Origin of the sequence: Streptomyces sp. MST-110588 (assembly GCF_022695595.1) — a bacterium.
Lineage (GTDB): Bacteria > Actinomycetota > Actinomycetes > Streptomycetales > Streptomycetaceae > Streptomyces.
This window is the reverse complement of the sequence record NZ_CP074380.1, coordinates 7,180,258-7,199,501: the sequence shown is the minus strand read 5'-3', so window position 1 is coordinate 7,199,501 and position 19,244 is coordinate 7,180,258. Positions and strand designations below refer to the sequence as shown.

12 protein-coding genes are annotated in these 19,244 nt (G+C 72.9%); 4 read left to right on the top strand and 8 right to left on the bottom strand.

The window, feature by feature from the left end; translation table 11 throughout:
- Positions 1–18 precede the first annotated feature (18 nt).
- Positions 19–2,148 carry a SpoIIE family protein phosphatase gene (locus KGS77_RS31435; RefSeq protein ID WP_242586540.1) on the top strand — a complete coding sequence of 710 codons (2,130 nt, stop codon included), beginning with the start codon at positions 19–21 and terminating at the stop codon, positions 2,146–2,148.
- A 79-nt stretch (positions 2,149–2,227) separates the two neighbouring features.
- On the opposite strand, the gene KGS77_RS31430 is transcribed toward KGS77_RS31435, so the two are convergent.
- Positions 2,228–3,625, bottom strand: a complete 1,398-nt coding sequence (locus KGS77_RS31430; RefSeq protein WP_242586539.1) for an NADP-dependent succinic semialdehyde dehydrogenase — start codon at positions 3,623–3,625, stop codon at positions 2,228–2,230.
- Positions 3,626–4,397: 772 nt separating this feature from the next.
- Complete coding sequence (locus KGS77_RS31425; protein WP_242586537.1) at positions 4,398–4,871, bottom strand: hypothetical protein; 474 nt, start codon at positions 4,869–4,871, stop codon at positions 4,398–4,400.
- A gap of 206 nt (positions 4,872–5,077) precedes the next feature.
- On the opposite strand from KGS77_RS31425, the gene KGS77_RS31420 reads away from it, so the two are divergent.
- Positions 5,078–7,546, top strand: coding sequence for a phosphoketolase family protein (locus KGS77_RS31420; protein ID WP_242586535.1), 2,469 nt, complete (start codon positions 5,078–5,080; stop codon positions 7,544–7,546).
- A gap of 799 nt (positions 7,547–8,345) precedes the next feature.
- The gene (locus tag KGS77_RS31415; RefSeq protein ID WP_242586533.1) at positions 8,346–9,413 is read left to right on the top strand and encodes an alpha/beta fold hydrolase; all 1,068 of its coding nucleotides are present in this window, start codon (positions 8,346–8,348) and stop codon (positions 9,411–9,413) included.
- 43 nt (positions 9,414–9,456) lie between these two features.
- Here KGS77_RS31415 and KGS77_RS31410 read toward each other — a convergent pair whose 3' ends face one another.
- The 4 genes from KGS77_RS31410 to KGS77_RS31395 form a co-directional block, all read right to left on the bottom strand.
- Positions 9,457–10,743, bottom strand: a complete 1,287-nt coding sequence (locus tag KGS77_RS31410) for an MFS transporter (protein ID WP_242586531.1) — start codon at positions 10,741–10,743, stop codon at positions 9,457–9,459.
- Positions 10,744–10,842: 99 nt separating this feature from the next.
- Complete coding sequence (locus KGS77_RS31405; protein ID WP_242586529.1) at positions 10,843–12,099, bottom strand: amidohydrolase family protein; 1,257 nt, start codon at positions 12,097–12,099, stop codon at positions 10,843–10,845.
- Positions 12,099–13,562 (bottom strand): glutamine synthetase family protein, encoded by a 1,464-nt coding sequence (locus KGS77_RS31400; protein ID WP_242586527.1) that lies wholly within the window; start codon positions 13,560–13,562, stop codon positions 12,099–12,101. The genes KGS77_RS31405 and KGS77_RS31400 overlap by 1 nt, the downstream gene beginning before the upstream one ends.
- 284 nt (positions 13,563–13,846) lie before the next feature.
- Positions 13,847–15,970 (bottom strand): SpoIIE family protein phosphatase, encoded by a 2,124-nt coding sequence (locus tag KGS77_RS31395; RefSeq protein WP_242586525.1) that lies wholly within the window; start codon positions 15,968–15,970, stop codon positions 13,847–13,849.
- A 146-nt stretch (positions 15,971–16,116) separates the two neighbouring features.
- Here KGS77_RS31395 and KGS77_RS31390 point away from each other — a divergent pair, with 146 nt between their 5' ends.
- Positions 16,117–16,455 (top strand): DUF427 domain-containing protein, encoded by a 339-nt coding sequence (locus KGS77_RS31390; protein WP_242586523.1) that lies wholly within the window; start codon positions 16,117–16,119, stop codon positions 16,453–16,455.
- An 88-nt stretch (positions 16,456–16,543) separates the two neighbouring features.
- Here the strand turns inward: KGS77_RS31390 and KGS77_RS31385 are convergent, their stop codons facing one another.
- Both KGS77_RS31385 and KGS77_RS31380 read right to left on the bottom strand, forming a co-directional pair.
- The gene (locus KGS77_RS31385; protein WP_242586521.1) at positions 16,544–17,815 is read right to left on the bottom strand and encodes an MFS transporter; all 1,272 of its coding nucleotides are present in this window, start codon (positions 17,813–17,815) and stop codon (positions 16,544–16,546) included.
- Positions 17,808–19,187 (bottom strand): ATP-grasp domain-containing protein, encoded by a 1,380-nt coding sequence (locus KGS77_RS31380; RefSeq protein WP_242586519.1) that lies wholly within the window; start codon positions 19,185–19,187, stop codon positions 17,808–17,810. The genes KGS77_RS31385 and KGS77_RS31380 overlap by 8 nt, the downstream gene beginning before the upstream one ends.
- Positions 19,188–19,244: the final 57 nt, after the last annotated feature.

The following is a 19,244-nucleotide window of genomic DNA, read 5'->3' as shown; positions in this document are numbered from 1 at the left end:
ACACCGGGGGTGCGGGAGGTGACGCCGCGCGGACGGCACGGCACGCCACCGGGCGCCCCGAACGAGCAACGGGACGTCCCCGGGGCGGCGGGCCTGGACCACATCGGCCTGCGGGAGCGGCTCGCACTCAACCGGACGGGCACCTTCGACTGGGACCTCGACCGGGGGATCATGGAGCTGGACCCCAACGGTCTGGAGGTCTTCGACCTGCGGCCGGAGGAGTACGACGGGTCGCCGATGTCGCTGGCCGCGCGGATGCCGCCCGAGGAGGCGTACCGGCTGGACGCGGCCGTCACCCAGGCCCTCCAGGAGGGCGCGGCCACCTACGGCGCGTACTTCCGCGTCCACTGCCGTGACGGGACCCCGCGGTGGACCCACTCCCAGGGCAGGATCCTCGCCGACGAACACGGCCGGTCCTACCGGATCATCGGGATCGTCCGGGAGGCGACGACGGAGCTGGCCGACTCGGCGCTGCTGCGCTCGCTCCAGGAAAACCGGCAGCGGCAGACCGTCATGGTCCAGCAGACCACCGCCGCGCTGGCCCGCGCGCTGTCGGTCGAGGACGTGACGCGGGTGCTGGCCGGCCCCGGCGGCGCCCGGCGCTTCGGCGCGGACGCGCTGATCCTGGGCCTGGTCGACAAGGGGCGCTTCGACGTCATCGCGGCCACGGGCCTGCTCGGCGAGGCGCCGGAGGAGCTGATGCACTCCCGGCTGGACACGTCGCTGCCGCTGGCCAACGCCGTCCTCACCCGCCGCCCCTGCTTCCTGGCCTCGCGCGCCGAGCTGATCGCGCGCTACCCGCGGCTGCGCCCGTACACGGACCGGATCCCGCTGGGCAGCGCGGCGATCCTGCCTCTGGTGGCACAGGACCGGGTCATAGGGGCGCTGGCCCTGCTGCACGTCGAGCCCAAGGCGCACTCGGCGGAGGACCGCAACCTCGCGCTGGCGCTGGCCGGTGTGGTGGCCCAGTCCTTGCAGCGGGCGATGCTCTTCGACCAGGAACGGGAGTTCGCCACGGGCCTCCAGGCGGCGATGCTGCCGCGCCGGGTGCCGGACATCTCCGGGGCCGAGGTCGCCGTCCGCTACCACGCCGCGCGCACCGGCCGGGACATCGGCGGTGACTGGTACGACGTGATCCCGCTGCCACAGGGCAGGACCGGCCTGGTGGTGGGCGATGTGCAGGGACATGACACCCATGCCGCCGCCGTGATGGGCCAGTTGCGCATCGCGCTGCGGGCGTACGCCACCGAGGGACACACCCCCGAGACCGTCCTCGTACGGGCCTCGCGTTTCCTGGCCGACCTGGAGACGAACCGCTTCGCGACCTGTACGTACATCCAGGCGGACCTGGAGTCCGGTGCCCTGTACGTGGCCCGGGCCGGTCACCTCGGCCCGCTGATCGGTGACGCGGCCGGCCACGTCGACTGGCCCCCGGTCCGCGGCGGTCTGCCGCTGGGGCTGGCCACCGCCTTCGGCCACGACCACTTCCCCGAGACCCAGCTCTTCCTGGAGCCGGACTCCACTCTGCTGCTGTGCACCGACGGCCTGGTCGAACAGCCGGGCCAGGACATCTCGGCCGGCATCGAAGCGCTCGGCGCCGCCGTACGGGAGGGACCGGCGGACCTGGAATCCCTCGCCGACCAGCTCTCGGACACACTGTGGGCGAAGCCGGGCTCCGACGACGACATGGCGCTCCTGCTGCTGCGCCGGCTGCCGTGCCCGGGGACCACCACGACCCCGCGGCTGCGCCTGCGCGTCCACCAGGCGGACCCGGGCGGTGCGGCGGAGGTCCGCTGCGCGCTGCGCCGGGCCCTGGACCAGTGGCGGGCCGGCGCCCTGGCGTACGACATCGAGATCGCCGCCACCGAACTGATCACCAACGCGCTCACCCACACCGACAGCGGCGCCCAGGTGTGCATGGAACTGTCTCCGGGCCCGCCGCGCCGCATCCGGCTGGAGGTGGAGGACCGGTCCAGCCAGATGCCGCGGCGCCGCGACCCCGGCGAAACCGCCACCTCCGGACGGGGACTGATGCTCGTCGAGGCCCTCTCCGACCGCTGGGGCGCGGAGCCGCGCGGGTCGGGCAAGGCCCTGTGGTGCGAGTTCGACGCCCCGGAGGAGGAACGCAAGCCCACCGGGGCGGAGTGACCGCCGGTGGCCAGGTGCTCGCCACCGGACGGGGACCGCTCCCGCTGCCGGCCGGGGACCGCTCCCGCTGCCGGGACCCTCAGCCGTCCGCGCCGTACCACACGGTCGTGGCGTTGCAGAATTCGCGGATGCCGTGCCCGGCGAGTTCGCGCCCGTACCCCGAGCGCTTGACGCCGCCGAACGGCAGCGCGGGGTGCGAGGCCGTCATCCCGTTGAAGAAGACCCCGCCGGCCTCCAGGTCCTGTACCAGGCGCTCCTGTTCGGACTCCTCCCGCGTCCAGGCGTTGGAACTGAGGCCGAAGGGAGTGTCGTTGGCGATCGCCACGGCCTCGTCGAGGTCCGTGGCCCGGTAGAGGGTGGCCACCGGCCCGAACGCTTCCTCGCGGTGGATGCGCATCTGCGCGGTGACGTCGGACAGCACGGTCGGCTCGTAGAACCAGCCCTGTTCCGGCCGCGGCGGCCGTCGGCCGCCGCACAGCGCGGTCGCGCCGTGCCCGAGCGCGTCCTCGACCAGTTCCTCCAGGTCACAGCGGCCCTGCTCGCTGGCGAGCGGCCCGATGTCGGTGGTGTCCGCCATCGGGTCACCGACCTTCAGGGCCGCCATCCGCTCCGTGAACCGTGCGGCGAAGTCGTCGTAGACGTCCTGGTGGACGATGAAGCGTTTGGCGGCGATGCAGGACTGGCCGTTGTTCTGTACGCGCGCGGTGACGGCCGTGCCGACGGCCCGCTCCAGATCGGCGGAGGGCAGCACGATGTACGGGTCGCTGCCGCCCAGTTCCAGCACCGTCTTCTTCACCTCGTCCCCGGCGACGGAGGCCACCGACCGGCCCGCGGGCTCACTGCCGGTCAGCGTGGCCGCCACGACCCGCGGGTCGCGCAGGATGCCCTCGATGGCGCCGGAGCCGATCAGCAGGGTCTGGAAGCAGCCCCCCGGATAGCCCGCCCGGTGGAAGAGGTCTTCCAAGTAGAGCGCGGTCTGCGGGACGTTCGAGGCGTGCTTGAGCAGACCGGTGTTGCCGGCCATCAGAGCAGGGGCGGCGAAGCGGATGACCTGCCACAGGGGGAAGTTCCAGGGCATGACGGCCAGGACGGGACCCAGGGGGCGGTAGCGCACATAGGCGCGGGCGGCTCCGGAGTCCTTGACGTCCTCGGCCGACGGGTGCTCGTCGGCGAGCAGTTCCTCGGCGTGCCCGGCGTACCAGCGCATCGCCTTGACGCATTTGGCGGCCTCCGCGCGGGCCGCCGCCAGCGGCTTGCCCATCTCGGTGGTCACGGTGCGGGCGATGGCGTCCTGCTCGGCCTCCAGCAGGTCGGCGGCGTGGCGCAGCAGTTGGGCGCGCCGGGCGAAGGACGTGCCGCGGTATTCCTGGAACGCCTGCTCGGCCCGGACCAGGCGGTCTTCGATCTCGCCCGCGTCGATCGGGTCGAAGGTCTGGAGGGTTTCGCCGGTGGCCGGGTTGACCGTGGCGATGGCCATGGGAGGGACACCTCCTCGATGAGGCGGGACAGGAAGGTGGGTAGGGAGGTAATGCGCGTTATGGGGGTGTACGCAGGAGCGGCCGGGCCGTGCCCCCGGGCCGGCCGGGGACACGGCCGTCGCCGCCGTACGGAACCGCCCGTGCGGAACCGGCCGTACGGAACCGGCGTCCGCCCGTACGGAACCGTGCGTCCGGGACCCGTGCCCCGGCGGCGGTCCGCTCAGGTCAGCGGGCCGGGGGCGGGCGACGGCTCGGGCACCGGGTCCGGGCCCGGAGGACGCGGCACGGGGTCCGGCGGCACGGGATCGGGCGGCAGGGGCGTGGGTCCCGGCGTCGGACCCGGGACCGGGCCGGGCTCCGGGCCGCCGGGTCCCGGCGGCGGGGTCGGTACCGGCGGCGTGGGGTCGCGGTCCGGTCCGGGCGTGCGGCACGTCATCGTCTGTGGCTCCACGGTGTGCCTCCTGAGAAAGGTCGGTGGCTGATGGTCCTCCGGCCCCCGTACCCGAGTTTCGCCTCTCTACGGCACCCGCGCACGGTGGATTGCGCGCCGCCGCCTTTTCCGGCCGGTTCCGCCCCGGTCCTGCCGCATCGGGCACCGCGCCGCCTCCAGCCGTACGCCGAAGAAGTCCCTCGTACGTCGACGGCGTCCCGCAGGCCGTGACCGGACCGGAGCCCGGAGATCAACGACGAAGCCGCGAAGCATGAGCCGGCGCATCACTGCACTGCGCGTCACAGCACTGCGCATCACAGCACTGCGCGTCACTGCTCACATCACTGCTCATCAAGGGATGCCTGCCGGGCGAGGAATTCCTCGAACGCCGCCTTCTGCTTCGGATCCATGAAGCCCTGGCGGACATCACGGGCCTTCTCCTGGAGCCAGTGCGCCTCGTCCGGGTTCAGCAGCTCGGCGACCACCACGCCTTCGCGGGCCACCGCCGTGCGCCCTCCTGTGCGACGACGAAAGAGCGTGAACGCGCCCCATTCCACCGGGTGAGCCAGTTCCGGCTCCTCCGCCGCACCCCGCTCTCCCTCCCCGGCGTCACTCGCCGTATAGGCGGTGGGGGCCCAGTGCTCCCAGAGCGCCAGCGTGGCCGCGGGCACCAGCACCGCGTGTTCCGCCGCCTGACGCCCTTCCCACCGGAACGTGACGGTGACGGGCTCGCCGACCGCCTCGGCCAGCCCGAGCACCCTCTCCACCTCATCGTCGACCGGGTAGTCCACCACCACATCGATCTTGATTCCCATGGTGCCCGAGGCTACCGGCCGCCTCTGACATCGCCGGCGGCCAATTCCCCGCCCGCACGCCGGTGCTGTGGCGAGGGAACCGTGCGAGGCGCCACGGTGCCGTGCGGCCGGTCGCGGAAGACGGGAGCCATGGGAAGGCAGGTACGCATGAGGCCCCGTACGGTGGAGAGGCGCTCCCTGATCACCGTTTCCCGACGGAGGGCCCTATGGAGTCGCCCGAGCCGCTGACCAGCCGTGACCTGACCGACAGCGACCTGACCGACAACGACCTGGCCAACAGCGACGTGACCGGCAGCAACGTGACCGGCAGCGACCTGTCGGACAGTGACCTGCACACTCTCGACGCGCACTGGAGGGCGCTGAACTACCTCGCCGCCGGACAGATCTATCTGACCGGGAATCCCCTGCTCACCGAGGAGCTGCGCCCCGAGCACATCAAGCCCCGGCTGCTCGGCCACTGGGGAACCTGCCCCGGCCTCAACCTGGTCCACACCCACCTCAACCGGGTGATCAGCACCCGGGGGCAGGACGCGGTGTGCGTGTGGGGGCCGGGCCACGGCGGACCGTCCGTCTTCGCCGGTGCCTGGCTGGACGGTACGTACCAGGAGCTGGACCCCGACCTGTCGCGGGACGGCGCGGGCATGGCGCGGCTGTTCCGGCAGTTCTCCTTCCCCGGCGGGGTGCCCAGCCACGCCGCGCCCGACGCGCCCGGCTCCTTCCACGAGGGCGGTGAGCTGGGCTATTCGCTGGCGCACGCCTACGGGGCCGCGCTGGACCACCCGGATCTGCTGGTCGCGTGCGTGATCGGGGACGGCGAGGCGGAGACCGGTCCGCTGGCCGCGTCCTGGCACGCCAACAAGTTCCTGGACCCGGTGCACGACGGGGCCGTCCTGCCGATCCTGCACCTGAACGGCTACAAGATCGCCAATCCGGCGGTGCTCGCCCGGCTGACCGACGAGGAACTGGACGCGCTGCTGCGCGGTTACGGGCACGACCCCCTGTACGTCACCGGTGACGACCCCGCCCGGGTGCACCGTGCGATGGCCGCCGCCATGGACACCGCCGTGGACCGTATCCACGCCGCGCAGCGGGCCGCCCGCCAGGACGGCGCGGACACCCGCCCCCGCTGGCCGGTGATCGTGCTGCGTACTCCCAAGGGCTGGACGGGCCCCGACGAGGTGGACGGCGTACCGGTCGAGGGCACCTGGCGGGCCCATCAGGTGCCGCTGGCCGGTGTCCGGGAGAACGCCGGGCACCGGCGGCAACTGGAGCGCTGGCTGCGCTCGTACGCGCCCGGGGAACTCTTCGACGAGGACGGGCGCCCACGGCCGCACGTCCTGGCGCAGGTGCCCCGGGGCGAGCGCCGGCTGAGCGCCTCCCCGTACGCCAACGGCGGCCGGCTGGCCCGTACGCTGCCGCTGCCCGACCCGGTGCACTACGCCGTGCCCGTCGACGAGCCCGGTGCCACCTCGCACGAGCCGACCCGCGTGCTGGGCGGTCTGCTGCGTGACCTGATGGACCGTACCGCCGACCGCCGTGACTTCCGGCTGTTCGGGCCGGACGAGACCGCCTCCAACCGCCTCCAGGACGTGTACGAGACCACGGACAAGGCGTGGCAGGCGGCCGGTCTGCCCACCGACGAGCACCTGGGGCGGCACGGCCGGGTCATGGAAGTGCTCTCCGAGCACCTGTGCCAGGGCTGGCTGGAGGGCTATGTGCTGACCGGCCGGCACGGCCTGTTCTCCTCCTACGAGGCGTTCGCGCACATCGTGGCGAGTATGGCCGCGCAGCACGTGAAGTGGATCCGCACGGCGCACCGCATCCCCTGGCGGGCGCCGGTTCCGGCACTGAACTACCTGCTCACCTCGCACGTGTGGCGGCAGGACCACAACGGCTTCTCCCACCAGGACCCGGGCTTCGTCGACCACATCCTCAACAAGAGCCCGGACGCGGTACGGGTCTATCTGCCGCCGGACGCCAACACCCTGCTGTGCGTGGCCGACCACGTACTGCGCACCCGCGACGTGGTCAATGTGGTGGTGGCGGGCAAGCAGCCGTGCTTCGACTGGCTGACCGTCGACCAGGCACGGGCCCACTGTGCGCGCGGCGCGGGGATCTGGGAGTGGGCGGGCACCGAACGGGCCGGGCACGGGCCGCAGGCCGTCCTGGCCTGCGCCGGTGACGTACCGACCCAGGAGACGCTGGCCGCCGCGTCCCTGCTGCGCAGACACCTGCCGGATCTGGCCGTACGGGTGGTGAACATCGTGGACATGACGCGACTGCTGCCCCGGGAGGAGCATCCGCACGGGATGGCGGACCACGAGTTCGACGCCCTGCTCCCCCCGGACACGCCGGTCGTCTTCGCGTACCACGGCTATCCGTGGCTGATCCACCGACTGGCCTACCGCCGGGCCGTCCACCCGAACCTGCACGTCCGCGGCTACAAGGAGATGGGCACCACGACCACCCCCTTCGACATGGTCGTCCGCAACGACCTGGACCGCTACCGGCTGGTCATGGACGTCATCGACCGGGTGCCGGGCCTGGCGGTGCAGGCTGCCGGCATCCGCCAGGCCATGGCGGACGCGCGCCACCGCCACCACCGATGGGTCCGCGAGCACGGCACCGACCTTCCGGAGGTCGCGGAGTGGCACTGGCCGGGGCAGGGACGCTGACGGGGGCGGAGGCGCCGACCGGCCGGTACAGGGACGACAGCGGGCAGTTGGCCGTACGCAGGCAGTTGGTCGTACGCAGGCGGTCGCCCGTACGCGAGCAGCCCGGCCGTACCTGGAGACCGGCCGCCCGCCGCTCGGGGTACTCAACCCGCCGCCAGGGATGCTCAATCCGCCACCTCGGATGCCCAACGTCCCACCGTACGAAGCCGGATGGCCGTCCGCCATGGGGCAATCCCCGCATCCACTGTCCCGCTGACCCCATGTCCCCTCTCCCGGGTTTCCCCTAATGTCGTCAGGTCACGACCGTCGTTGCTTCCCCCAGGAGAAACATGCGCGTCAAACCCCTGCTCGCGGCCGGGCTCGCCCTGGCCGGGCTGGTCGCGGGCACGGCCCCCGCGACGGCCCGGCCCAGCCCGTCGGACACTCTGCGATGGGGACCCTGCCCGGCGGCCCAGCAGGAGCTGAACGAGGCGGGAGCCGAGTGCGCCGAGGTGACCGTCCCCCTGGATCACGCCCACCCCGGCGGCCGTACCATCCGGCTCGCGGTCTCCCGCGTCAAGGCCAAGGACCGGGCACACCGGCGCGGCATCCTGCTGTCCAACCCCGGTGGCCCCGGCGGTCCCGGCCTGTCCACCACCCTGGGGCTGCGGCAGACGCTGAAGGACGTGGCGGACCGGTACGACCTGATCGGCTTCGACCCGCGCTTCCTGGGCGCAAGCACCCCCCTCACCTGCGGTCCGGCCACGCCGCCGGACCCGCCCCGCCAAGTGACCTCCCCCGCCGGGACTTCGAGGACACGGTGCGGCGCGCCCGGGAGACGGCCCGGCGCTGCTTCGCCCACGGCGAGAACGCGGCGCTGCTCCCGCACGCCTCCTCCCGCAACGTCGCCCGTGACATGGACGCGATCCGCGCCGCCCTGGGCGAGGACAAGCTGTCGTACTACGGGGTCTCCTACGGCGCCGACCTGGGAGCCCTCTACACCCAGATGTTCCCGCGCCGGGCCGACCGCGTGATCCTCGACTCCTCCACCGACCCCGACGCCACCCAGTACGAGCTCTTCCGCCGGGCGGGCAAGCCGCTTGAGGAAGGACTCGACGCGTGGGCGACGTGGACCGCCCGGCACGCGGACACCTACGGACTCGGCCGCACCGCCCCCCAGGTGCGCGCCACCGTACAGACACTCCTCGACGGCGCCGGGCGCCGGCCCGTCGCCATCGGCGGCACCCGGCTGGGCGCGCCCCTGCTGCGCCTGTTCCTGCGGCAGTTCGTCCAGCACCAGGAGAACGACCCGGCCCTCGCCCGTACGGTACGCACCCTGACCGACGCGGCGGCGGGCGAGCCGGTCGAGCCGAACCCCGAACTCGCCGCGATGCTGGAGCTCCTCAACTCGCCGGAGCTCGGGGACATGATGACCGGCGGGGCCGTCTTCATGTGCGGCGACCGGGGCTGGCCCGCGGGCGGCTGGCCCAAGGACCCGGAGACGTACTGGAAGAACATCGTCCGCAGCCGTGCCGGCCAGCCCGTGTTCGGCCCGCTCGTCAACGACATGACGGCGCCCTGCGCGTTCTGGGAGACCGAGCCCCGCGAGCCCGCCACCCGTATCGGCAACAAGGTGCCCGTCCTGATGCTCCAGGCCCGGCAGGACAACAACGTCCCGTACGAAGGTGCCCTGGCACTGCACCGCAAGCTCACGGGCTCGCGCCTGATCACCGCGGACATCCGCTCGCACGGCGTGTACGGACGCGGCGCCGAGGGCAGGACGGCGGTCCCCTGCGCCGACCGGGCCGTCAACGCCTACCTGCGCGCAGGAACGCTGCCCGCCGCGGACCTCACCTGCGCCGCGAAAGGAACCGTTCCTTCGCCGTGAGGCCGGCCGGCCGCGACGGTTGTGGTGCCGGCCGGGCCGGTCGTTACGGCTGGGGGTCGCGGGCGTCGTAGCGGAGGAAGCCGCGGGAGGTCAGACCCAGGAGGGTAACGGTCAGGACGCAGGCCAGGCCGCCGGCGATGATCGCCGTCGTGGGGGAGGTCAGGTCGGCCGCGGAGCCGGTGAGGAAGTCGCCCAGGCGCGGTCCGCCCGCGACCACCACGATGAAGACGCCCTGGAGGCGTCCGCGCATGTGGTCCGGTGTCGCGGCCTGGAGCATGGTGCTGCGGAAGACCATCGAGACGGTGTCGGCGCACCCGGCGACGGCCAGGAAGAACAGGCCCAGCCACAGGTGGTGGGCCAGTCCGAAGGCGGCGACGGCCGCACCCCAGGCCGCGACGGACAGCAGGATGGCCAGGCCGTGCCGCCGGATGCCGCCGAGCCAGCCGGAGAACAGGCCGCCCAGTACGGCGCCGACGGCCGGGGCCGCGACGAGCAGACCCACCGTTTTGGCGTCGCCGCCGAACCACAGTGCGGCGACCGCGGGGAACAGGGCCCGCGGCTGGGCCAGCACCATGGCCGCGAGGTCGGTGAAGAAGGTCATGCGTACGTTGGGGCGGGTGGCCAGGAAGCGCAGGCCGTCCAGGACGGAGGCCCGCTTGCGTGCGCCCTCCTCCTGGTCGGGCCGCATGGACGGCAGCCGCCACATCGCGTACAGCGAGGCGGTGAAGGCGAGGACGTCGATCAGGTACGCGGCCTGGTAGCCCCACAGGCCCACGATGACGCCGCCCAGCATGGGGCCGCCCATCAGGCCGAGGTTGCTGGTGAGGGAGCCGAGGGCGTTGGCCGCGGGCAACTGCTCGGCGGGCAGCAGCCGCGGGATCATCGAACTGCGGGCCGGCGAGTTCATGGCGAAGCAGACGGCCTGGAGGGCGACGACCGTGTAGAGCAGCCAGACCTGGTGGAAGCCCGCGAGCGCGGCGGCGGCCAGCACCACCGACATCGAGGTCGCGCCCGCGGCGCTGGCCAGGCCCAGCTTGCGGCGGTCGACGGTGTCGGCTACGGCGCCGCCGTACAGCCCGAAGACGATCAGCGGGACCAGCGAGCACAGGCCGACCAGCCCGACGGAGAAGGTCGACCCGGTGATGGCGTAGACCTGCAACGAGACCGCCAGGGCGGTCATCTGCTGCCCCACCCAGGAGATGGTGTTGCCGAACCACAGGCGCCGGTAGTGCACGGAGCTGCGCAGGGGGGTGATGTCGGCGAAGATGCGGGACCGCAGTGGGGGCCGGGTGGGTGGGTGTGGAAGGGGAGTGGATATGGCAGGAGGCACGGGGCAGTAAAGCACAAGAGTACGTGGTGGTCCTTACCGGGGACCGGCGCCCGGTGGGTGGGGGTGCGGTGGCTGCCGTCGGTGAAGGGGGCCGGGCGGTCAGGGTTCCGGCAGGTCGTACACACGGCGGGAGTTGCCGGCGGCGATCAGGGCCGCGACGCGGCCGGCGTCGGCGGTGGACCAGGCGCCGGAGCGGGCCCATCCGGTCAGGACGGCGTCCAGGGCCGTACGGAACAGGGCGCTGCCCACGACGTACAGCTCGGGCAGGCCGTAGGCGTCGGTGGAGAACAGCAGCTTGCCGAAGGGGGCGAGTTCGAGGAACTCGGCGAGTACGGATGCGGCGCGCGGGCCGGTGTGGGTCAGGGTCAGGCCGATGTCGGCGTAGACGTGCGGGAAGACGTTCGCCAGGTAGGCGGCCTGTCGGTGGTACGGGTAGCAGTGCAGCAGGACCAGGTCGGTGCCGGTGTCGGCGGTGGCCCGTACGAAGCCGGTGAGCAGCGCCGGGTCGGCGTGGTCCAGACGCAGGTCGGGATCGCCGAAGCCGGTGTGCAGTTGGAGGGGGCGGCCGGTGGCGACGGCCAGCCACAGGAGGTGACGCAGGAGTACGGGGTCGGTCAGCCGCGGGGCGCCGGCGGCGAGCCAGGTGCGGGCGGCGGTCAGGACGGCGTCGGGGGCGGGTGGTTCGGGGGCCAGGGCCAGCCCGTGGCGGTAGGCGGCCACCGACTTGAACGCTACGGCGTCGCGCGCCGCGTCCCGTACGGCGTCGGCGAGGGCGGCCGTGAACTCCGCCGCGGCCGTGGCTGGGGCTGATGCCGGGGCTGGCGCTGTGACTGGAGCTGGCGCTGTGACCGGGGCTGCCCGGCCCTCCCCCGTTGGCCGCATGCCGTCCGCCATGCGCCGTCCCAGGCGTTCCGCCAGCCATTCCAGGCGGACGACCTCGTGGCCGGCGGCGCCGCCGGCCTCGGCCGTCTCCGCCACCCCGGTGAGGTCGCCGGGCAGGCCGGTGTCCAGGAGGTAGGTACCGATGCCGGTGGCGCGCAGCAGGAGTTCACGGGTGCGTGCCGGGCCCAGTTCGCGCCGGCGGGCGAGGTAGTCCTCGGGCGGACAGTGGGCCGGCAGCCCGAGCAGCGGCGGGCACCAGCGGCGGACGGCGAACCCGGTCTGGGTGTCGAAGAAGGACGTTCCGGCGGCGGGCGGGCGATCCGATTCGGTGAGCAGCGCCTCGAACGTGGCGCGGTCCGGCTCGCCCCGGAGCACGCCGTGGCAGTGGTGATCCACCAGGGGCGGGAGGGGCGAGAGAGACGTGAGGGACAGGAGGGATGATTCCGGGGCGGGAGTGGGCGGGTGTCCGGGCATCAGTACCGCCAGCGGAACGCGGCGGTGATCTCCTCGGGGTCGCTCTCGGCGAACTGCGCGGCCTCCGCCCTTCGTACGGCCATGACGGCGCCGTACAGCACCTCCCCCAGCGCCTCGAGAAGTGGCGCGGCCCCTTCCAGGTGGTCGGCGGCCTCGGTGAGCGAGACGGGCAGCCGGGTGATGCCGCGCCGGGCACGCTCCCGTACGCCCAGGGCGCCCGGGTCGCCGGTGACCGGAGGCGGGAGCTGTCCGCCGGAGGTGATGCCGTGCAGTCCGGCGGCGATGACCGTGCCGATGAGGAGATAGGGATTGGCAGCCGCGTCGAAGCACTTGATCTCGGCGTTGCCGCCTTCCGGGTCGGCGGGGGAGCCGGTGACCAGGCGCAGGGCGGCCTCCCGGTTCTCCACGCCCCAGCACCGGTACGCGCCTGCCCACTGCGAGGGCACCAGCCGCAGGTAACTGGCGGGTGAGGGAGCGCCGACGGCGAGCAGCGCGGGCAGCGAGTCCAGGATGCCGCCGAGGAACCGTACGGCGTCGGGCGCCAGTCCCCACCGCGCGTCCGGGTCACGGTGCAGGCTGCGGCCCTCGCGCCGCAGGCTCAGGTGGAGATGGCAGCCGTTGCCGACCTGTCCGGCCACGGCCGTGGGGGCGAAGCAGGCCCGCAGACCGTGGCGTTGGGAGACGGCCCGGATGGTCTCGCGCACCAGGACCAGGTCGTCGGCGGCCCGTACGGGGTCGGCGGGGGCGGTGGAGATCTCGAACTGGCCAGGGGAGTATTCGGGGTGGAGCTGGAGCACTTCGATGCCCTGTACGGCCAGCGCCTCGGCGACATCGCGGAGGTAGTCGGAGAGTTCCACCACGCGGGTCATGCCGTACGCGGGACCGGCGCAGGGGTAGTGCAGCACTTCGGAGGAACCGGGGACGGCGGCCCCGCCGGTGCCGTCCGGCCATGCGGGCCCGCCCACGCCCCCGGCCCCTGCGAACCCGCCGGGCGCCACGGCGGCCGGGTCGCGCACGACCACCCACTCGGTCTCGAACCCCATCCGCATCTCCAGGCCCTCGGCGGCGGCCCGGTCCGCCATCCGGCGCGCGAACTGCCGCTGGCAGGCGGGGTGCGGGGTGCCGAGCTGGTCGTAGCGGTCGACCGGCGCCCAGGCCCAGCCGGGCTGCGCGGCGAGCACGGTGAGCCGGTCCAGGTCGGGGAACAGGCGCAGGTCGCCGTCGGGGCCGCCCAGGTGCGCGGAGGCCGCGACGATGTCGTCGGAGGTGTACACATCGAAGATGGGCGACATGCCGACGCCGCTGTGGACGACCTGCGCCAGACGCGGCGTCGGGACGGTCTTGACGCGTACGATGCCCGCGTTGTCGACCCAGGTCAGGGCGATGGTCCGGACGCCCTCGGCGTCCAGCCGCGCCGTCGCCCGGCGGGCGTGGTCCTCCTGCTCGGCAGGCCCCGATCCCATAGCGCTCGTCCTCACTTCGCCGTGCCGGCGGCCGGCGCCGGGGTGCGCCCGGCCCGGCCCCCGACGCCCGATGCCGTTCTCGTGCGGTGCGGTGGTGGTGTGTCTCAGTAGTGCGTTGCGGTGGTGTGCTGTGGTGCTGTTGCACCCTCTGCACCCTCTACCTCTATCACCGTCCGCACCAGCGGCGGTATGGTCACCGGCAGTTGGCCGGTTCTTCGGAGCCCGTACACGCAGGCCCGTCCCGCTCCCGGGCAGCCACCCCGTCACGGGCACCAGTCACCCCGTCACGGGCAGGCGAACTCGCACCATACGCACTTTCCGGTGCCGCGTGGCTCCACACCCCACACATCGGCCAGCCGGTCCACCAGCAGCATCCCGCGCCCCGACACCCCCGCCTCGCCCGGCTCCCGGCGCCGGGGCAGGGTGCTGGAGCAGTCCTCGACCTCCAGGCGCAGCCGCCGCTCGGCGCCGGGCGGCATGCTGACCGCCACCGTGGCCGCCCCGTCGGTGTGCAGCAGTGCGTTGGTGATCAGTTCGTGGGCGACCAGTTCGATCTCCTCGGACCGTTCCCGGGCGCCCCAGGACCGTACGGCCGTGCGGACCATCTGGCGGGCGGCGGAGAGCGCCTCGGGGTCGGCGGGTGCCACCTGCTGCTGGAAGCGCCCGGTGGCCGGCCGCGGGGGTGTGCCGCTGCGGCGCAGGAGCAGCAGGGCCATGTCGTCCCCGGCGGACCGCTGCGCCGCCGACTCGCACAGCCGGTCGGCCAGCCGCTGGACGTCCTGCGGGCCTTCCCGTACTTCCCTGGCGAGCTGCCGCATCCCGTCGTCCAGGTCGGTGCCGGGCTGTTCCACCAGGCCGTCGGTGAACAGCAGCAGGGTGTCACCGGCCGTGAGGTGGACGGTGGTGACCGGGTAGTCCAGATGGGCGAACTCGGCGGAGAGTCCCAGAGGCAGTCCGCCGGCCACCGGCAGCCGGCGGCAGATGCCTTCGGCGTGGCGCAGCAGCGGGTCGATGTGCCCGGCCCGTACGAACCGTACGGCGCCGGTGGTCAGGTCGGCGTCGGCGTAGGTGCAGGTGGCGAAGCGGTCGGTGTCCAGTTCACGCAGGAAGGCGGAGGCGCGGGCCATGACGGTGGCGGGCGCGTGGCCCTCGGTGGCGTAGGCGCGCAGCACGATTCTCAGTTGCCCCATGACGGCCGCGGCCTGGGTGTCGTGGCCCTGTACGTCTCCGATGACCGCCGCGACCCTTCCGGCGGGCAGCGGGATCACGTCGTACCAGTCGCCGCCGATGTCCCGGCCGAGGCGCGCGGAGTGGTAGCGGACCGCGATCTGGGCGCCGGGGACGCCCGGGATACGGCGGGGCAGCATCGCCTGCTGGAGGCCCTCGGCGAGGTCGTGCTCCTGGTCGTAGAGCATGGCGCGGGCCAGACTCTGCGCGATGCCGGAGCCCAGCGCGATGAGCAGGCTGCGTTCCTGGGCGCCGAAGGGGTGCTCGTCCTGGTAGAAGAGGCCGATCACGCCGATGGGCCGGGCCTGGGCGATCAGCGGCAGATACGCGGCGGAGCCGATGTCCAGGGGCTCGACGTGCGGCCACAGCCGGGGGTAGTGGGTGGCGAACTCCTGGCGGGAGCGGACGAAGCGCGGGGCGAGGGTGCGTACCACTTCGCTCATCGGGAACTCGTCATCGACGCGGGTCAGCTCGTGGTCAGGGACGAAGCTGCCCGCCCGGCCTTCGGAGACCAGGCGGATGCGGCCCGCCTCGACCAGGCCGACGATCACGTTCTGCGCGCCCAGCCTGCTCAGTCCCTGGGCGTCGCCGAGCACGGCGATGACGTCGTGGACGGTGCGGGCATGGGCCAGGGCGGCCGTGGTGCGTTCTACGACGCCGGTGTGGCGCGGGGCCTCCTCGACGACCGCCGGGAGACGCGCGGCCCGGTCGTCTCCGTGCTCGTGTTCCTGGCCGTGCTCATGATCGGATTCTTGGCCATACTCCTGGTCGTATTCCTGGTCGGCGTCCTGTATGACGCCGATGATGCGGTGCGGGCGGCCGGTGCCGTCGCGGCGGATGCTGGCGCGGGTGTGGACCCGGCGCGGCGTGCCGTCCCGCAGCCGGATACGGAAGGAGCCGCCGTAGGAGGTGCTGCCGTCCTTCAGGGCGCGAGAGACCAGGGCGTCCAGGCGGGCCCCCTCGTCCGGCGGCAGACGGCAGGACAGGGTCGCCGGGCGGGAGTCGTACTCCTCCGGCGTCAGGTCGAAGACCTTGAGAGCGGAGTCGTCCATGTGCAGGAGCCCGCTGTCGAGGTCCCAGTCGAAGCCGCCCATGCCGTTGAGGGCCAGCATCAGGTCCGGGTGAGCGGGCCAGTCGTCCGGCGGCGACGCGGCGGGCGGCTTCGCTCCCCGGTCAGCCATATCGTCACTTTGCCACATTCATCATGACTTCGGGCTGTCCTTGGCCGGAGGACCGCCGTGAAGGCGGAGCGGTCCGGCGCCCGGTCGCCGGAAGGGGCCCGGCGGCCTATCATGACCGCCACTTCGCCAGGACGAAAGGAACGGACATGCCCCCGTTGGGACACCGCATCACCGTTGAGCAGGGCAGCGCGCATGTCCGCGTGGAGCGGGACGGGCAGGTGCTGGCCGAGAGCCGTCGCCCGCTGCTGCTGCACGAGACCGGGCTGCCCGTGCGCTACTACCTCCCGCCCGAGGACGTACGCACCGAGCTGCTGACCCCCTCACCGACCCGCACCCACTGCCCCTTCAAGGGCGACGCCTCCTACTGGTCGCTGCCCGGCGGCCCGGAGGACGTGGCGTGGGCCTATCCCGAGCCGAAACCCGAAGTGGCGGGGATCAAGGACCACTTCTGCTTCTACGACACCCAGGTCGAGGATGCGCAATGAATGCGCACCAAGCACGGGCTGTTCCGCACCGGGCGCCAAGCCGACGCCCTGCGCGGCAGCCTCGGCCGAACGGTTCCGGTCGGCCGGTTCAGGGGCCGACGGCCGGACGTGAGCCGTCGCCGTGTGCGCCGGGCCGTACACCTGCCCATGCGGCGGGTACGGCCATCAGCCCGGCGACGGCCGACCACCACCACAGGGAACGGCCGAGCAGGTTCCAGCCGGCGACCGCGAGAACCGGGCCCGCGGTGGCTCCGAGGCCGTACATCGCACTCGCCGCGCCCAGATAGCGGCCCCGCAGATCCGGCGGGCCCGCCCTGGCCGGGTAGGCCAGGAACAGGGTAGGAGCCGACACGGCTTCCCCGAAGGACCACATCAGGGTCGCGACCACCAGTCCGGCGATGCCCCAGGACGGTCCGTACAGCGTCATCCCCAGGCAGGTCAGTGCCGTTCCCACGGCGGCCACCGGCCGCACGCGGCACCGCTGGGTGAAGCGGGTGACCGGGAGTTCGAAGGCGACGACGGTGAGCCCGTTGACCGTGATGAGCACCGCGTAGACCGTGGTGGACAGGCCCTGGTCGTGTACGGCGAGCGGCAGGGCGGATAGGTACTGGACGTAGACCAGGGTGCTGATGAGCATCGCGAACAGCAGGAGCAGATAGCGGCGGTCGGCGAGGAGCGGACGGTAGCCGCGTGCGCGCGGGCCCGGGCGGGCACGGGCCGCTGGTTCCCGGCGTCCTTGCCTGGGCACGCAACGGGCGACGACGGCCGCGTAGACCAGGCCGACGGCCGCCTCCGTGAAGAACAGGAGTTCATACGATTGGGCGATGAGTACCGCGCCCAGCAGCGGGGCCGCCGCGGCGCCGAGGTTGATCGCCAAGCGGTACATCGCGAAGATCATGACGTGCCGGTCGGCCGGCAGCATCCGGCTCAGCAGGTCGGCCGCGGCCGGGCGGTAGGCCTGCCCGGCGGCTGCCTGGAGGGCGAGGACGAGCAGCAGCACGGTGAAGTTGCTCGTGTACGGAACAGCGGGCAGCAGCGCCGAGCACACCACCATGGACCCGACGATGGTGGCGTGCCCGCCGATGTGATCGCACAGCCGGCCGCCCGCGAGGACTCCCACCACCGAGCCCGTGCCGTACGCGGCGAGCGTCAGGCTCACCTGCGTCGCGGAGAACCCCAGGCCGGTCAGGTAGAGGACGATGAACACCTGGACGAACCCGCCGAGCCGGCTGACGAACATGCCGCCGATCAGGGCGCGGGCCGCGGGCGGGGCCTCGCGCCAGGTCGTCGTGACCCCGGCGCGCGAAGGACCGGGGGCACGGCGGCCCGGCGTGGTGTGCGGCCGGGGCCGGTCAGTCATGAGCGAGGGCGGCGCCCGCCAGGGCCTTTTCGAGACCGTTGAGGACCGTGTAGGCATCGCGCAGCAGAACCTGGGGGGTGGGCGCCGTGAGCAGGAGGACACCCGCCAGGTTCAGGGAACCGTGGCCGGTCCGGTAATGGTGCAGCAGGGTACCGGAGGGGACCGTGAAATCGGGTGCCACCCGGATCCTGCTGCCGGGGGACAACAGGCGGTCCCAGTCCACCGCCTCGGGGACGAAGACCGGCCGGGTCGTCCACGGCCGGCCCCGGGCGTCGGTCGCAAGGACGTTGACCGAGCCGGCCGCGCAGCGGCCGGGGCCGGTCAGCAGGCCGTCCGGCAGGCCCGGGTCCTGTCCGAGGTGCGCCCGGGTGAGCGCACCGACCAGGTCCACACCGTAGATGGCCTCGATCTGCTGGGTGAGCAGCAGGCCGCCGAACCGGGCCGCGGTCTCCAGCAGGCACAGACGGCGGTCCGCCATCAGTTTGATCTCGGTGTGGGTACCGCAGGTCCCCAGGCCGAGGGCGTCGACCGCCCGCCGCGACAGGTCGGACACCGTGTGCTGAAGTGCCTCGGGAAGCACGCAGGGTGCCATGTTCCCCAGTTCGGTGAAGTCCGGCGCCGTAGGCAGCCTCCCGGTGACGCACACCGGGTGGTGGACGCCGTCGACGACCATTCCCTCGACGCTGAGGTAGTCGCCGTAGCCGGATCCGTCGTACCAGGACTCGGTGGTGGCCGGGATGAGTTCTTCCACGATGAGTTCGTGGCCGGCCTCGCCGGCCTTCAGCTCGCTCATGCCACGGGCCCTCGCCGCCGTCAGCGCCCCGAGCATGTGGCTCCACGCACCGGCCAGTTGAGTCCTCCGTTCCAGTACGGTCTGGCCGATCGACCCGGCGCCCCACGCCGACTTCAGCAGCACGGGCGGGTCCAGTTCGGCCCAGGCCCGTTCCAGGTCGGTGAGCGAGTCGACGTAGCGGAAGCGGGGTACGGGCAGGCCCGCGTCCGCCCAGGCGCGCCGCATGAGGCGCTTGCTGCGGGCCCTGGTCGCACCCGGGCCGGGTCCGCGCAGGCCGAGCCGCTCGGCGGCCTCCGCGACGGCGAGCAGCGCGAACTCCGAGAAGGTCAGCACCGCGTCAGCCGCGGTGCGGCGGGCCAGGGCGACGATCGTGTCGATCAGTTCACCCGGTTCCGGGCGGCCGACGGTGAGGTCGGTGACCGAGGTGCAGCACCGGGCCGCCGGGGCGACCGCCGGGAGCGGCAGTGGGTCCAGGAGCAGCAGGTGAAGGCGGTCCGTGGTGGCCGCGACCTTCGGTATGGCATCGCTCGGTGGCGGCCCGCCCCGGGCGTACACCAGCAGCACCGTTGAATCCCCCATGTGGTCGTCCCTTTCCTCTTCGTGCTTCCTCGTCCAGCTTCCTCAACCGGCTTCCTC

Bases quoted from the DNA above. Each gene is read 5' to 3' on its own strand.
- KGS77_RS31430 (WP_242586539.1), bottom strand. From the start codon at position 3,625: ATGGCCATCGCCACGGTCAACCCGGCCACCGGCGAAACCCTCCAGACC.
- KGS77_RS31425 (WP_242586537.1), bottom strand. From the start codon at position 4,871: ATGGGAATCAAGATCGATGTGGTGGTGGACTACCCGGTCGACGATGAG.
- KGS77_RS31420 (WP_242586535.1), top strand. From the start codon at position 5,078: ATGGAGTCGCCCGAGCCGCTGACCAGCCGTGACCTGACCGACAGCGAC.
- KGS77_RS31405 (WP_242586529.1), bottom strand. From the start codon at position 12,099: ATGCCCGGACACCCGCCCACTCCCGCCCCGGAATCATCCCTCCTGTCC.
- KGS77_RS31400 (WP_242586527.1), bottom strand. From the start codon at position 13,562: ATGGGATCGGGGCCTGCCGAGCAGGAGGACCACGCCCGCCGGGCGACG.
- KGS77_RS31395 (WP_242586525.1), bottom strand. From the start codon at position 15,970: ATGGCTGACCGGGGAGCGAAGCCGCCCGCCGCGTCGCCGCCGGACGAC.
- KGS77_RS31390 (WP_242586523.1), top strand. From the start codon at position 16,117: ATGCCCCCGTTGGGACACCGCATCACCGTTGAGCAGGGCAGCGCGCAT.
- KGS77_RS31385 (WP_242586521.1), bottom strand. From the start codon at position 17,815: ATGACTGACCGGCCCCGGCCGCACACCACGCCGGGCCGCCGTGCCCCC.
- KGS77_RS31380 (WP_242586519.1), bottom strand. From the start codon at position 19,187: ATGGGGGATTCAACGGTGCTGCTGGTGTACGCCCGGGGCGGGCCGCCA.